Genomic DNA, 15703 nt, shown 5'->3' on the forward strand with positions numbered 1-15703 from the left:
CACCGCAGCAAAAGCCTATTTTCTTTAAATTGCATTCATGACTTTTTTTTCGCTCACAGATCACACTGATGAACTCAGATTAAAATCATCTGTGAAAATCCGTGACATCTGTGAGAAACCTTTTCCGGGGTGAAAAAGCCACCCCATCACCTGCTTCACCGCAGCAAAAGCCTATTTTCTTTAAATTGCATTCATGACTTTTTTTTCGCTCACAGATCACACTGATGAACTCAGATTAAAATCATCTGTGAAAATCCGTGACATCTGTGAGAAAACCATTTCAACAACCAAACCTTACCCAATAATCAACTTCACTGCCGCAAACAGCAGCACAAATGCCAAAAGATATTTCAGTAGTTGAGGACTGAATTTCTTAGCACCTAGATAGGCTCCCAATGCCCCTCCAGCAACAGTGAGGGGCAAAATAATCCAAAGTTGAGTTGTCAGCTCGATATGGAATACCGAAGCTCCTAGAAAGCCTGCCACAGAATTGAGAAATATAAACAGTGCGCTCAATGCTGCTGTTTCCTTCACTCCTGCCCACCCCAACATTAGGATTATTGGCGAAAGAATAATTCCTCCACCAATGCCGATCATACCAGAAAGCAACCCGATCAAAACACCCAAAATCGGCGCCATCCACCATTTTTGGTCAATTTTTTCTTTGTCTGAAATGGGAAATATCCCGGCAAACCGCATCACCGGAAAAAGTAATAATATGCCCAAAACCCGTTTGTAAATCCCTGCATCCAGCAAAATAGTTCCTCCTAGGTAAGCCGCAGGAATCGAAAATACAACCAAGGATAAAAACAATTTAAGCGGGAAAACACCTGACTTTCGATAATTCAAAAAGGATATTATCGACACAAACATATTCAAAATCAAAGCCGAAGGTCTGATTTCCTCAGGTGCAAATCCGATCAAAGCCAAAATCATCAAATAGCTGCTCGCACCGCCGTGTCCTACCGAAGCATAAAAAAACGCTGCAATAGGCATCAAAAAATACAAAAGCCAATCCCAAGTTTCCATTACCAAGGATAAAATGCCACCAGACTCCCTTCTTCGGTATGCTCTGAATCTTGGGGGATTTCCACCAAGCCATCAGCAACCCCAAAAGGCAACAGATTAAACGATTCCTGTCCGGGAAGAAGTTGGACTTTTCCTGAATCAATTTTTGCTTTAAGAAAAAAGGTCATCGGAATTTTTTTATCAAAATCCTTTTCAATCGGCAAATAGCTTGGTCCATTCCAAGCTTGTGGATTGCCCATCCATTCCAGCAGACAAGGCTTCACATATTGGCTAAAACAGGAAAGGACAGAAGCTGGATTTCCGGGCAGTGCGAAAATCAACTTTTCAGCTCTTTTACCTACAAAAAGTGGCTTTCCTGGCCGCTGTCGTATTTTATAGAATAATTGTTCTACTCCATTTTGCTCCAAACTCCCCTTAACAAAATCATAATCCCCTACAGAAATCCCACCCGTAAGCAGTAGGAAATCAGAGTTTTCCAGCGCCTCACTTATCACTTTTGTCACTTCACTTGCTTCGTCTTTTACCTTGTAGATCTTGACTTCATGGATCCCCAGCATTTCGAAATAGGACTCTAACGCAGGGCCATTTGAATTGTAGATTTGACCCGGCAGAAGTTCATTCCCCAAATCCAAAATCTCATCTCCTGTCAGGATCAGCGACACTTTGGGAGAAGGAAAAACCGCCACTTCCCGAATTCCCAATGAGGCCAACAAGCCGATTGTTCCGGGAGTGATTTTGGTCCCTGCAGGCACAGCCTCCCAACCTACTTTACACTGTGCTCCTTTTTTTCGGACATTGGCTCCCCTGAAAAACTTCTGAGCATTGAAAAAAATCATTTTATCTGTTCTGACAATTTCTTCCTGTGGAATCACGGTATCCGCTCCCTCCGGAACCGGTGCGCCGGTAAAAATTCGTACAGCTTTTCCTTTTTCCAAAACAAAATCAGGCTTGGCACCAGCCTGAATGACCTCTACTACTTCTCTACCCTCTCCCTTTTCGTCCCAAATGATCGCATACCCATCCATGCCAGAGTTGTCAAAAGAAGGTACATCCATCGGAGCTAAAACCGGGGAAGCTGTGAACTTTCCCAGGCTTTTTTGAAGTGACAAATGGACGGAGCCTCCCCTGATTTTCTGAGACTTTAGAATACTTTTAGCTTCTGAAACAGTGACAAATTCTTTCATTATCCTCCGATGGAAATCATGCTACGGTTATCAATTTTGTCTGGATCGGCTTTTAAATAGTCGGATGAAAACTGTCCACCCAATGCCTGATGTTTTCTGGAAATGGATTGTTGAATCAGCGGGATAACTTCTTGTCCATTTCGCATTGCTGCCAAGAGATCCAGTTCCTCCTTGCCAAAAAGACAATTTTTGATTTTGCCATCTGCTGTCAATCGCATCCGATTACACTCCCCGCAAAAATGGGCACTCATCGTGGTGATAAAGGCAAATGTCCCGGCAAATCCCGGAACCTGATATTTCTTGGCGGTATCGTGTTTTTTGTCTTCCAACTTGACAACCTCAAATTCCTTTTTAGCCAAATCAAGCATTTGCGTAGCTGTAACTACTTGCTGACTGGACCAATGATTCCCGGCAAAGGGCATGAATTCGATGAATCTCACGTGAAGCGGGAGCTTTTCGGTCACTCGGATAAAATCACAGATCTCTTCCTCAATAAATCCGTGGAGAGCCACTGCATTGACTTTGACTCGAAAACCCTCCTGTAAAAGCAAAAGTATATTCTCCCAAACCTGATCAAACTGATCACGTCGGGTGAGCTGCTTGAATTTTTCCCGATTCAGGGTATCCAAACTGACATTGACTGAGCGGACGCCGGCGTTTTTCAGATTTTGAATGTGTTTATGAATTAAGATGCCATTGGTAGTGAGCGTTTGCTCCACAGGCATTTTTGCTATGCCTTCAAGAATTTCAGGGAATTCCCTCCTGACCAAAGGTTCCCCTCCTGTGAGACGGATTTTGGTTACTCCAAGGGAGACAAAAATCTCGGCCATTTTCAGAATCTCATCCTTACTCATCAATTTGGACGAAGGCATCCACTCCATTTCCTCCACTGGCATGCAGTAGCTGCAACGGAAGTTGCAGTGGTCTGTCAGCGAGATGCGCAGGTAATCGTGAACACGTCCAAATTTATCTTGAAGCATAACCTAACGTTAGGGAATATTGAATGGAAATGTAACTTGAAAATGACTGAATTCCTCAAATGGTTCTCAGTTGTTCAATTAATTCAGCAAACAAGCATTACTTATTAATTTAGAAATGTCCATCTGCAGCTTCCTGAAGTTGCAGCAAAACCACATTCCCTATAAATTTCAACCTTTCCGAAATTGTGTTGGACTTAGGTCAAGCTGCTTTTTGAAGAAATTATTAAAGTGTGTCACTTCGTTAAACCCCAGTGAAAACGCAATCTCAGACACATTCCAAGAACTGTGTTTTAGCAACACTTTTGATTCCTGAAGAATTCGCTCCCCGATGAGTTGGGTGGTGGTTTTTCCAGTCATCTCTTTGATTGCGCGATTCAGATGGTTGACATGGACATTGAGCTGATTGGCAAAATCCGAAGCTGCTCTGAGTTGAATTGAAGTATGGCTTTCATCGATCGGAAATTGACGCTCAAGCAGTTCGAGGAAAATGGAAGCAATTCTAAGGGAAGCATTACCGTGCTGAATCTGCTGTACCGCTGCCGGCTGTAGCTTCATCCCAAAATGGATTAACTCAAACACCATATTTCGGAGAGAATCGTATTTGTATTTGTATTCAGAATCAAATTCTTTCTGCATCCGACTGAAAATTTCTTCCACCTTCTCGGTTTCCTCATCAGTCAATTCAAAAACGTGGGTTCCATTAGGCTGAAACACCTCATATTGTTCGATTTGACCAAAATTCATAAAAAAATGAGGATTGAAAATGCAATACATTCCTGAAGAATTTTCACCAAAATGATCCCACTTATACGGCACCAAAGGATTTGAGAAGGAAAGGGCCTGCCTTTTGACTTCGTATACCCGGTCCGCATAATGCACCGTACTAGCCCCTCTGAAAAGCATCAATTTGTAAAAATCCCTCCTACGGTACGGAACTGCTTTTAGCTTTCCCTCCAGGTAGGGGTCCAAATTAAAAAGATTGAAATGCCCCAAGTCATGTTTCAGATTCTCAGGGATCCAATTGAATTTCCGCTTGTAAAAATCTTCAAGGGTTTCGGGATTTTCCATAGAATTATTTTTTTGAAAAGGTGTTTGAAAACGAATAAAGCAGACTCATGTTCCAAACTAAGTCATCCCCGGCTACCTCGGATTTGATTTTCTGGTTAAAAAACCCCTGAATCTCCACAGGAAAACCCTCTTTACTCAACGTCAAGGCGGAGTTTACATAGAAACCGGAATTTTCATCCACCTTTAGAAAAAAAAGCTGTGGATTGACCCGAAGCTTAAAATTCTTGCTCAGATTAAGTTTGGAAATCTGAGTATTTAGGGCCAAAAAATCTGAGTTTCGAGCCCCTAGGACTTGAATACCTGTACCGTGTAGATAATAGAGTCCCATACTGAATTTTTCTGAAATCTTATAATTGGTAGCTATTTCTCCTGCCAAGTATCGGTTGCCCACCATCATTTTTTCGGATTTTCCATTGACAATCATATTCACTTCCTGAAAAAGAAATGCCGGATGACCTCCTACCGTTAGGGTAAACCTACTGTCTTTGATTACTTTATACCTACCCCAAAGCACAAAAGTCCATGGCTTACCGTCCATCCCGAAACGCAGCATAGGATCAAACGAAAATCGCTCCCCACCCATACTGAGGTCAAAAAACACGGCAGGTCTTCCCAATGTAAAGGACGGAATAATGGAAATACCATTATTGGTAGCTGTAATGACTCCACTGAGATGTCTTTTGGGCTGCTCCGCTGGATTCTCCTGAGCATAGGCGTGGAAGAACGGAACTAAGCTTACGAAAATCAATAGGAGACTTATAAACTTTGGGATTTTTGGACCATAGCTATAACGGTTTGATTTTGAGTAGTTATCATCGAGTGACATAGGGTAATATAGGTTTGATTTTGGCACAAAAGTCAGAAAAGTCTTTTAATTTTCTGCCATTGGAATCAAACAAAAACTTATGTTTTTCAAACAATTGGATTGAAATCCATGAAGAAGATGAGTGACACCATTTATCACCGAAAAAACAACCTTGAATACCCTAAGTGAAATTATACCACCTGATAAAGATGGCTTGAGACGATTTTCCAGCTACCTTCTCGGTCTGCCCAGACATCTAGGAATCGAAGTTGTTCAGGTAACTCCTCTCCTACCACCGTAATTTGTGCTGTTCCCTCTCCGTGGACCACACCTGTATCGCCATAGACCCTGGCAAAAGTATGTTGAAGTTGAAGGTTCTTTATTGAAATTTTCCCCTCGCTACAGAGCAGAAATATTTCACTTTTGGTATGTGACTTTCCATTTGACCAGATTACAATTGCCTGTTCATAAAAAATCCCGGAAATACTGTCAAGATTGGATTATTCCCATTTTCAGAACTTCTCCTGGAAAAGATCAATCAATTGTGTCAGACATGGTAGCGTGAGGAGCAGGGAGAATTACCTCAGTTACAAAGGTCGTTCTAAACATATTCCATCAGTTCATTGGCTCCAAAATGCAAATAAACTGAGGATAGGAATTGGTTTTCAGCAGTTCAAATCCTTGAATTACTCCTTTTAAGTAATAACATATGACGGTAAGATTTATTAGGAACGCTTAAATTTTGTTTGATTTTAATAAGCTTTTGTTTGAATAAGCTTATTTTTTGAGCCTTTGATTTAAGAATTTTGTAAGGCAAATTATTTTATCAATTAGAATTCCGTTAGATCAATTTCCTAAAAGACCTAGTTCTAACTCAAACTTTCAAAAGTCATGGATATTGAAAAAACACCTCAAAACAATACTTCAGAGACTCTTCCGACTCGAAGAAACTTCTTAAAACTTGGGGCAACACTTGGAGTTGCTTTTATTACACCACAGGCTTTAAATGCTTCTTCATTTGGATCTACTTCTTGCCTTGTGATTAATAAAAATCGAATGTTAGGAAGTGGGAAACATAGTCTTGGAGTCACCGCATTGGGATTGGGTTGTATGGGAATGAGTTATCATCGCGGAAGAATACCGGAAAGGAAAGTTTCTATTGCATTAATTCGAAAAGCCTATGAGTCTGGAGTTAACTTCTTTGACACAGCTGAAGTATATGGACCCTATACCAATGAAGATTTAGTGGGAGAGGCATTACAACCTTTCAGAAAAGAGATTTTGGTATCCACCAAGTTTGGTTTCAATATTCAGAATAACCAAATGGCTGGACTAAACGGTCGGCCTGAGCAAATCCGAAAAGTCGCAGAAGAATCGTTAAAACGCCTCAGAACAGAAGTATTGGATCTTTTTTATCAGCATCGCCAAGATCCAAATGTTCCAATTGAAGATGTTGCCGGCACAGTCCAAGATCTGATTCAAGAAGGAAAAGTTCGCAATTTTGGACTCAGCGAAGTGAATGTAGAAACTATTCGCAGGGCGCATGCCGTGCAACCACTTACTGCCATTCAAAGTGAATATCATTTGATGTGGAAAAATGTAGAGGATGGAGTATTGTCGGTATGCGAGGAGCTAGGTATCGGATTTGTTCCTTACAGCCCGATAAATCGGGGATATTTAACAGGAGTGCTTAACAGTCAGACCAAGTTCATGGCGGAAAATGACAATCGAGCCGGACTACCACGATTTACTGCTCAGGCAATGGCTGCGAATTGGCCAATAGTCGAAGCCTTGATTGACTTTGGTCAACTTAGAGGCCTTACTCCTACTCAAGTCGCATTGGCTTGGCTGCTCCATCAGAAGCCATTTATTGTACCGATTCCTGGCACAACTAAAGAAGCTCATTTGATGGAAAACTTGGCTACTGCTGAGGTTATATTTTCAGAATCTGAATTAAAAGAATTAACTGACACCATCGCCAAACTGACCATTTATGGGGACCGGTACACTCCAGTGGAGCAGAGTCGAGTTCAGAACTGATTGATTCTGTTTGATTTCCATTAGGCCTCGCTTTCGGAAAACACTAACTTTAATTGCTGAATTTTATAAACTATGGCCAATTTCAATCTCAACATTAACGGTAAATCCCAACAAGTCGACGTAGATCCCAATACCCCCGTTCTTTGGGTGCTCAGAGACCACCTCGAAATGGTAGGGACTAAGTTTGGTTGCGGCATTGCGCAATGCGGTGCTTGTACCATTCACCTGGATGGCAACGCCATGCGATCTTGCCAGTTACCTGTTTCAGCTGTGGGGGACTCTAAGATCACTACGATCGAAGGACTTTCCGAAAAAGGCGATCACCCTGTTCAACAAGCTTGGATTGAACATGATGTCCCACAATGTGGCTATTGCCAGGCAGGACAGATTATGTCTGCGGCAGCTCTTTTGGCGTCAAATCCAAATCCAACCGACAATGATATCGATAACGCAATGAACGGCAATATTTGCCGATGTGGAACTTATACCCGTATCAAAGCTGCTATCAAAACAGCGGCACAAAACCTTTAATCCCCAAAGACATGACAACTGTAAAAACAAAACTTGATCGAAGATCATTTTTAAAAGTGTCAGCTTTGGCTGGGGGAGGCATGATGCTGAGCTTTAGCTGGCTGGCCGGATGTAAGCCAACTGCCGAGGAAGCATTGGGACTTCCAAAAGAGTGGTTTGAACTGAACAGCTATATCAAAATCGGGGAAAATGGAGCAGTGACACTTTTTTCTCCCAACCCTGAATTTGGCTCCAATGTCAAAACTTCCATGCCGATGATCTTGGCAGAAGAGTTGGACACAGATTGGAAAAATGTAATGGTAGAACAGGCCAATTTTTATCCTGAGCGCTATGATCGACAGTTTACCGGAGGCAGTCAGGGAATAAGACAAGGCTGGACTCCACTGCGAACTGCCGGGGCAACTGCCAGAGCCATGTTGGTCGCAGCAGCAGCACAAAATTGGAAGGTTTCGGCTTCAGAAATCACCACCTCTGCCGGTATTTTGGAGCATAAGGGAAGTGGCAAAAAAGCGCATTACGGTGAAATGGCTTCTCTTGCTGCAACTATGGAAGTACCGACGGAAGTGACGTTGAAGGACATCTCGAATTTCAAGATTGTCGGGAATTCCAAAAAGAACGTGGACGGGAATAAAATCGTAACCGGAAAGCCACTTTTTGCCCTTGATCACAAAGTCGAAGGCATGAAATACGCAGCCATCGTCCATCCGCCTGCTTTTGGAATGAAATTAAAGTCATTTGACAAAAGCTCTGTGAGCGGAATGTCAGGGATAATGGATGTCTTTACGATAAATGTCTTTACGGAAGAGTATCTGCGAAACTTTTTTGACACGACAACATTCCCTGAAGTAATAGCCATCGTCGGCAATTCAACTTGGGAAGTGATGCAGGCCAAGAAATCACTGGCTGTAAAGTGGGAAAATGCCCCTGAATCCAATTTTGAAGTGAAAGGATTCGGTGCAAGGGGAAATTCAAAAGTAACAGTACCTGCAGGATTGGAAAACACCAATACCCATAAAGCCAGAATGGCTGAATACATTACAAAACCGGGAAACATCCTAAGAAAAGACGGTGACCCGGAAGGAGCCTTCAAAAAGGCTTCAAAAGTACTGGAGCGAACCTATTCTGCACCTTTTTTGGCACATAATACGATGGAGCCAATGAATGCTTTTGCAGATGTGAAAGGCGATAAAGCGACCGTTTATGGTGCTACTCAAGCCCCTGAAATGATCATGGAAACTTTGGTTCAGGCGCTTGGAATCTCAAAAGAAAACATTCAGATCAACCTCGCCCGAATGGGTGGAGGATTTGGTCGAAGGGCCTACAGCCACCATTTGGTAGAAGCAGCCTTGATATCTCAGAAAGCGCAGGTTCCAATAAATATGGTCTACACACGAGAAGACGATATGTCCGCCGGAGTATATCGCCCAGCCTACTCTGCCACCTATCGAGCAGCCTTGGACGAAAACAATAAGCTATTGGCGCTTCATGTGAAAGCTGGAGGAATTCCTGAAACACCCATAACACCAAACCGATTCCCTGCCGGCGCGGTGGATAATTATTTGGCTGAAGGCTGGCAAATTGAATCGAACATTACCATCGGAGCATTTCGTGCTCCTCGATCCAACTTTATCGCAGCGGCTGAGCAGAGTTTCTTGGATGAGTTGGCAGAAGTCATAGGCAAAGATCCGATCGAATTCCGACTGGAATTACTAAAGCGGGCTGAGACCAATCCCGTGGGAGAAAATAACGATTACGATCCCAAGCGCTATGCCGGGGTTTTGGAATTAGTTAGGGAAAAATCTAATTGGAACAGTCCTCAAGCCAATGTGCACCGTGGAGTTTCGGCTTATTTCTGTCACAATTCCTATGTGGCGGAAATTGTTGATACCAAGATTGTGGATTCAAAGCCTGTAGTTGAAAAAGTCTATGCAGCGGTGGATTGCGGAATCGTAGTCAATCCTGATGCGGCAACAAATATGGGAGAAGGAGCGATAGTAGACGGAATCGGAAATGCGTTTTTTGGAGAATTGGCATTTGAAAACGGGGTACCCACAAAGACTAATTTCGACAAGTACCGCATGATCCGTCAAAAAGAAGCGCCAAAGTCTATCGAAGTACACTTTGTGGACAGTACCGAAGATCCAACCGGATTGGGCGAGCCTTTCTTCCCTCCTGTCTTTGCAGCCTTGGCAAATTCACTTTACAAAGCTACAGGAAAACGCTACTACGAGCAGCCTTTTGCCCCGCAACTGGAAATGCAGAATCTAAAGATGTAATCATCACTATTCACGGTGGCATTACCAAGAAACCACCGTGAGTAGCATTTCTGATAATTTGTCAGATTAATTCCAAAATACTTTTCTAATAAATGTTTCAAGAGTAACCGTGGATAAAGCCGAATAAGTCCAGAATGTTGGACTTATAATGGATGATTTTTTAGATGGAAGAATTTAAAAACTCAATTTAAACTTGCTTGGATAATTAAGAATACGAGTTGGGGTTTTGGGATGGATAAAACCATTGCTATCTATCAACACCTCGAATTCCGCAGTGCCTCGAAAATTGAAACTAGAAACAAGTTTACGCCTTGGCTCTATTTTTTTGAGAAGGTGTTGGAAAAAGTATAAAGAAGACTCAAGTTCCAAACCAAGTCATCTCCAGGTACTGTGGATTTAATTTTTCGGTTAAAAAATCCTTGAAATTGGATCGGAAACCCTCCTTTTTCAAAGGTGAATCCGGAGTTAATATACATTCCTGAAGTATCATCCGTCCTCAAAAAGAACAGTTGGGAATTCACTCTCAAGGCAAGATCATTGACTAGCTTGAGATTGGTCACGGAAGTATTCCAAGCCAGAAAATCAGTGTTTTTGGTACCCAAGACTTTCAGCCCTGTACCTTTAAGAAAATAAATCCCGGTACTTACCCGATCAGAAAGCTTATAACTGGTGGTGATTTCACCTGCTAAATAGCGGTTGGCTACCAACATCTTGTCAGGTTTTCCCTGGACCACCATATCAACCTCCTGAAAAAGAAAAGCGGGGTGTCCTCCCAATGTCAGGGAAAAACGTTTGTCTTTGATCACCTTATATCTTCCCCAAAAAACAAAAGTCCATGGTTTGCCATCCATTCCAAACCGCAGCATGGGGTCAAAGGAAAGACGCTCTCCCCCTATACTCAGGTCAAAAAAAACTGCAGGCCTGCCCAATGTAAAAGATGGAATGATAGAAATCCCATTATTGGTAGCAGTGATGATCCCGTCAAAATGGTGGACACCGGATTTGCTTTTAGATTCCTGCGCTGATGCCGATTGAGATACGCCTAGGCTCACAAAAAAAAGAATCAAAAACCTACACTTTAAATTAAATTTTACTGGAACATGAAGATTTGAATACATAAACAAGGGTGGAGGGTCTAATAGGCTGAAGTTCCCGACAAATTTCGGGAAAGTTTGAGGCTTTTGAATGACAGTATTCAAATGAAAGCTTATGTTTTTCAAACAATCAATGAAATTTGGACAGAACCTTTATATTTTCAAACAAATGATCATGATAAAAACAGCATTGGCGATAAATAAACACAGGTTTTGGTGTTTTATATCCCAAAAAGTCATTTATATATCACATAATACAATTTGTTGTATTTTAATTTTTAAATGGAGGAATCTGGCATTAGATTCACAATATAGTTAAGAAATAGGCTATAAGATTTTTAAACAAAAGTGTGGAACGAGGAATAAAAATTACCCTATATTTCAGCATAACATTTAACCCTATTTCGATATAAACTGAGAACAAATCTTGAAAAAAAACAAAATCATATTTTGTATCCGTAAATTTCCAAAATCACCACTATTCCGATACTAATAGTCTTGAATCCTAAGATTTCACTCAGTCTTTTATTTTTTGTCATGGCACAACTCGCTACCCTGTTTTCGGGGGAAAGTTATGTTTTAGCCCAGTCAGCGGATTTTTTTCTCGATTCGGCCGGTTCTCCAAAGGATTATGTCATGGAGATTTGGGACAACTCAAACAGCCTGCCTCAAAATGCTGTTTTTGCCCTTGAAAAGGACAACAAGGGGTATCTATGGATTGCCACAGAGGAAGGACTGGTCCGCTTTGACGGTATTTCCCCTAAAGTATTCGACCAGAGCACTCACCCTGAGATGCTTGAACAGACTTACTACACCTTTTTCAAAAGTTCAAGAGGCATTTGGGCAACTTCTGACAGAAGCATCGCTCTGTTGGAAAAAAATATCCAAAAAGTAATTGACTGCGCAGAAATAACCGAAAACACCTGGATCAGGGCCGTAGTTGAAGATGAAAGCGGGGAATTAATGATTGGAACGCAAGCCGGAAAAATACATGTCTGGAATAACAATATTTTTACCGATCTGGATTTTTGGAAGCCCGAAATCCCGCTGGAAATCCTGAGCTTTTTTCCCCTCCAAAAATCAAAACTCCTGGTAGGCACCAATCAGGGTCTTTACGAACTCGACCTGCGTTCCAAAAAAGTCCGTTTAATCTCTTCTGAAAATTTTTCAGTCCTAAAGTTGTTTGGAACGGTCAACTCAATTTTCATTTCCACTCCAAATGAGGGCATGTTCCAGCTGACGGAAAATTATGAAATGAAAAAAATCATTTCATACGATCAAGGTAAGGACATCAATCCCAGTAGCCTTACCACTGATTCTGAAAATAGAATTTGGGCAGGATCCCTCGAAAAAGGCTTGATATTAATTGAAAATGGAACAGTGAGCCGATTTAACTATCCGGAGTTAGAAAACTATACTGTTAGAAAAATAATCAAGGAGAAAGAAAACCTTTACCTGGGAACCCTGGGAAAGGGACTGGCCATCATAAGACCGGCGAAAGTAAATCAGCTGAAATTTGATATTCTAAAAGAAAAAAACATCAAGGCAATTTTTCAGGGAAGCGACAGTAGCGTTTGGATCGGGACCAGATCAGATGGATTGCATCGGATAAAAGACGGTAAAATCCGGTCTTTGACAGTCAAAGATGGTCTGATCCAAAACGGAATAACCACAATCGGTTCATCCGGGGGAAAGATTTATTCAGGGACCCAGTCGGGAATTTCCGTCATTGACATCAAATCCGGTAAAGTCATTGACAAAATCACGGTGGAGGATGGCCTAAAGAGCAACTTTATCTATGCGGTTTACAAAGACTCCAAGGATTGGCTGTGGATTCTGACCAGATATGGCGGCATGCATTATTTCGATGAAAACGGAGTCTTTCACACCGTGAAACTTCCTGAAAATTTCTCCAACACCAATTTTTCGAGCATTCTTGAATTAAAAAACAAGAAAATCATCATCGGTTCCATGAACCAAGGAATTTTCACAATCGAAAACGGTCAATTTATCCAAAATCAAACTCTGCCCCTCACCCCGGGAGAAAATGTGATCTATTGCATTTACCAGGATGAAAGTGATGATCTCTGGTTTGGTACCCACGGAGGCATGATACTCCTGAGCAAAGGCCAATTCAAATCACTGAAAAAATCAAATGGCTTAAAATCTCAAAGCGTTTACAGCATCACAAGTGACGGCAAAAACGGAGTTTGGATAAGCAATAATTTTGGAGTCCAGTATTTTTCAAATTCAGAGCTTCAGAGATTCAAGGAAACTACAGACAAAGATTTTTTCATTGCCACTACCCTGTACAACAAAAGCATGGGAATGCCTAATTCTGAGGCAAATGGCTTGATTTTCCCCTCTTCCATCAAAGATTTGTCAGGGAAAATTTGGATTCCGACAGTGGAGGGAGTCGGTGTAATCGATCCGTCAAATTCATCCGATGCGCCGCAGGTTCCCGCTACTTTTCTTTGGGATGAACTTCAAATCGGAGACCAAAAAACACCAATAGAAAATAAACTCACTATCCCGCCGGGAGTGAGTATGTTCTCGGTTTCTTTTAGCCTGATTGATTTCCTAAACCCCTCACAATATTCGCTCTTTTATCGGATTGACAGCAAAACAGAAAATTGGCTCCCGATCAAGGACCAAAGACAACTCCTGTTCAATGGTCTAAAGCCAGGGAATCATAATCTTGAAGTGAAGGTACTCCGCTATGGGAAACTGGAAACAGTTCAGTCTCTTCCGATCGAGGTTTCGGCATCTCTGCCTGAATCGACAGCCTTTAAGATTTTTATAGCAATAATAATCCTGCTTCTGGTCTATTTCATCGTCAAACACTTCTTCAATATTCGAATGAAGAATAACCTGGAAGCGAAGGTTAACCTCAGAACCGAGGAACTGAGCAGGTCGAATGAAAAACTAAAAGAAGCATTACTGGAAATTGAGGATCAAAATTTGATCTTAAAAGAAATAACCTGGAATCAGTCTCACCTGGTCAGAGCCCCACTGACCAAAGCGATGGGGATCAATCAACTTTTGATCATGTATTCGAATTATACGGATGTGGGGAAAAGCAAAGAGCAACTGGAAATCGAGTTGTTGGAAACATTGAAACAACTGGACGAAATCGTGAAGGAAACTCACGCCAAATCAGAAAATTTGAAAAAATAATGGAAGAATTCATGCCAAAGGTTCTTATAATCGACGATGATCCCGGAGTATTATTCCTTCATAAAATCATCGTCAGGGAAGGTAAATTAAACAGTAGCCCAAACACCTTCAATGATGCTGAGAAAGCCCTGGAATTCATTCTGCCCCTGGATGCGAATACTGCCAAATTTTTAATTTTTTTGGATATCAACATGCCAAAAATCAACGGTTGGGAATTTTTGGAGATTTTGATCGAAAAAATCACCCAGGCAGAAATCAAAGTAATCATGGTCACTTCTTCTCTGAGTAAGGTAGAACGGGAAAAATCAAAAGAATATGGGATGATCATTGACTTTTGGGAAAAACCCATGGAAGAGGCTCAAGTATCCCAATTAAAAGAAAAGTTGGGGGCCTGGCTCAAGGAGCGGGATTGAATCCATTGCACAAAGGCTGGAGAATACGCTTCAAATCCCTTAAGTGCCACCAGCTAACGAAAAAGGACGTAATCAGTTTACCGACTCCCGATACTCCTTTGGCGACATGCCTACCTGGTGTTTAAACAGCCGCGTGAAATGCTGTGGATATTTGAATCCGAGTCCATAAGCAATCTCGCTGAGGGAAAGCTGGGGGTCATGGATTTTTTCCTTGGCCACATCGATCAATTTAATCTGAATATATTCCAAAGCGGTCTTTCCGGTTTCTTTTTTCACCAAATCCCCAAAATAATGCGGGGAAAGATTCAGTTCTCCAGCGCAATAGGTCACCGAAGGCAAACCCACTTCCTGTGGTTTTTCGGACAGGAAAAATTCATTCAGCAAGCGCTCAAACCGCTCTAAAACGCCCTGATTGGCCAGGTCTCGGGTAATAAATTGCCGGTCATAAAAGCGAAGGCAATAATTGAGCAGCAACTCAATATTATCCGCCAAGAGCATCTTGCTGTGTTTGTCCACTGCATGACTGAGTTCGTACTGAAGCTTCGAATAACAATCCAGGACCAGGCCGCGCTCCCGCTCGGAGATATGCAAGGCCTCACTCACCTGATAACCAAAAAACGTATAATCAGAAATCCGCTGACCCAAAGAAGTCCCTTTGATCAGATCGGGATGAAACACAATCCCAAAACCTGAAGGCTGGTAATGTTCCTCCCCTCCATTGGAACCGAAAATCTGCCCCGGCCCTATAAATACCAAAGTTCCCTCTTGATAGTCATAGGTATTTTTGCCGTAGCGCAGGTCACCACAGACCACATCTTTCAGAATGATCAGATAAAAGCCGAAATAGGTTTTCCGCAGCCTTCTAGGATTGGCTTTCGAAAAATCAATAACCGAAACAAGCGGATGCAGGGTCTCTTGATTGTTGAAGGCATTGTATTGGCTGATGGTCTCAAATCTCAGGATCTCTTCCATGGTTTCGGTTGCTTTAGATTCAAAATTAGAAAGTTCCGATTCACTTTTTTCTTAATCGCTCCTAATCAGTGGATATGGTAAGTAAACCTGCACTCTGTATAAGAATAAGGAGTCAAAAGGGAGTCAATTTTGTA

The 15703-nt window shown here is 41.9% G+C and carries 13 protein-coding genes; 5 read left to right on the forward strand and 8 right to left on the reverse strand.

Annotated elements, in window-relative coordinates:
* Positions 1-294 precede the first annotated feature (294 nt).
* The 6 genes from Q8M62_RS03845 to Q8M62_RS21540 form a co-directional block, all read right to left on the reverse strand.
* Entirely contained in the window at positions 295-1029 is a 735-nt protein-coding gene (locus Q8M62_RS03845) for a sulfite exporter TauE/SafE family protein (RefSeq protein WP_304900472.1), read from the reverse strand.
* Entirely contained in the window at positions 1029-2213 is a 1185-nt protein-coding gene (locus Q8M62_RS03850) for a molybdopterin molybdotransferase MoeA (protein WP_304900473.1), read from the reverse strand. The genes Q8M62_RS03845 and Q8M62_RS03850 overlap by 1 nt, the downstream gene beginning before the upstream one ends.
* On the reverse strand, positions 2213-3193 hold the full coding sequence (moaA, locus tag Q8M62_RS03855) for a GTP 3',8-cyclase MoaA (protein ID WP_304900474.1): 981 nt from the start codon (positions 3191-3193) through the stop codon (positions 2213-2215). Before moaA ends, Q8M62_RS03850 begins: the two co-directional genes overlap by 1 nt.
* Positions 3194-3361: 168 nt before the next feature.
* Entirely contained in the window at positions 3362-4261 is a 900-nt protein-coding gene (locus tag Q8M62_RS03860) for an AraC family transcriptional regulator (RefSeq protein WP_304900475.1), read from the reverse strand.
* Between the two features lie 4 nt (positions 4262-4265).
* Positions 4266-5087, reverse strand: a complete 822-nt coding sequence (locus Q8M62_RS03865; protein WP_304900476.1) for a hypothetical protein — start codon at positions 5085-5087, stop codon at positions 4266-4268.
* A 170-nt stretch (positions 5088-5257) separates the two neighbouring features.
* Entirely contained in the window at positions 5258-5551 is a 294-nt protein-coding gene (locus tag Q8M62_RS21540) for a nuclear transport factor 2 family protein (RefSeq protein ID WP_370690547.1), read from the reverse strand.
* 406 nt (positions 5552-5957) lie between these two features.
* Here Q8M62_RS21540 and Q8M62_RS03870 point away from each other — a divergent pair, with 406 nt between their 5' ends.
* The 3 genes from Q8M62_RS03870 (at position 5958) to Q8M62_RS03880 (ending at position 9913) form a co-directional block, all read left to right on the forward strand.
* Positions 5958-7106: an aldo/keto reductase gene (locus tag Q8M62_RS03870; protein ID WP_304900477.1), complete on the forward strand. Its 1149-nt coding sequence runs from the start codon at positions 5958-5960 to the stop codon at positions 7104-7106.
* 72 nt (positions 7107-7178) lie between these two features.
* Positions 7179-7637: a (2Fe-2S)-binding protein gene (locus Q8M62_RS03875; protein WP_304900478.1), complete on the forward strand. Its 459-nt coding sequence runs from the start codon at positions 7179-7181 to the stop codon at positions 7635-7637.
* Between the two features lie 11 nt (positions 7638-7648).
* Entirely contained in the window at positions 7649-9913 is a 2265-nt protein-coding gene (locus tag Q8M62_RS03880; protein ID WP_304900479.1) for a xanthine dehydrogenase family protein molybdopterin-binding subunit, read from the forward strand.
* A 317-nt stretch (positions 9914-10230) separates the two neighbouring features.
* Here Q8M62_RS03880 and Q8M62_RS03885 read toward each other — a convergent pair whose 3' ends face one another.
* Positions 10231-10980: a hypothetical protein gene (locus tag Q8M62_RS03885; RefSeq protein WP_304900480.1), complete on the reverse strand. Its 750-nt coding sequence runs from the start codon at positions 10978-10980 to the stop codon at positions 10231-10233.
* A gap of 564 nt (positions 10981-11544) precedes the next feature.
* Between Q8M62_RS03885 and Q8M62_RS03890 the strand changes: the two genes are divergently transcribed.
* On the forward strand, positions 11545-14184 hold the full coding sequence (locus tag Q8M62_RS03890; RefSeq protein ID WP_304900481.1) for a two-component regulator propeller domain-containing protein: 2640 nt from the start codon (positions 11545-11547) through the stop codon (positions 14182-14184).
* Positions 14184-14597 (forward strand): response regulator, encoded by a 414-nt coding sequence (locus Q8M62_RS03895; protein ID WP_304900482.1) that lies wholly within the window; start codon positions 14184-14186, stop codon positions 14595-14597. Before Q8M62_RS03890 ends, Q8M62_RS03895 begins: the two co-directional genes overlap by 1 nt.
* Before the next feature lie 72 nt (positions 14598-14669).
* Here Q8M62_RS03895 and Q8M62_RS03900 read toward each other — a convergent pair whose 3' ends face one another.
* Positions 14670-15569 (reverse strand): AraC family transcriptional regulator, encoded by a 900-nt coding sequence (locus tag Q8M62_RS03900; RefSeq protein ID WP_304900483.1) that lies wholly within the window; start codon positions 15567-15569, stop codon positions 14670-14672.
* Between the last annotated feature and the right edge of the window lie 134 nt (positions 15570-15703).

Origin of the sequence: Algoriphagus sp. (genome assembly GCF_030694375.1) — a bacterium.
GTDB lineage: Bacteria > Bacteroidota > Bacteroidia > Cytophagales > Cyclobacteriaceae > Algoriphagus.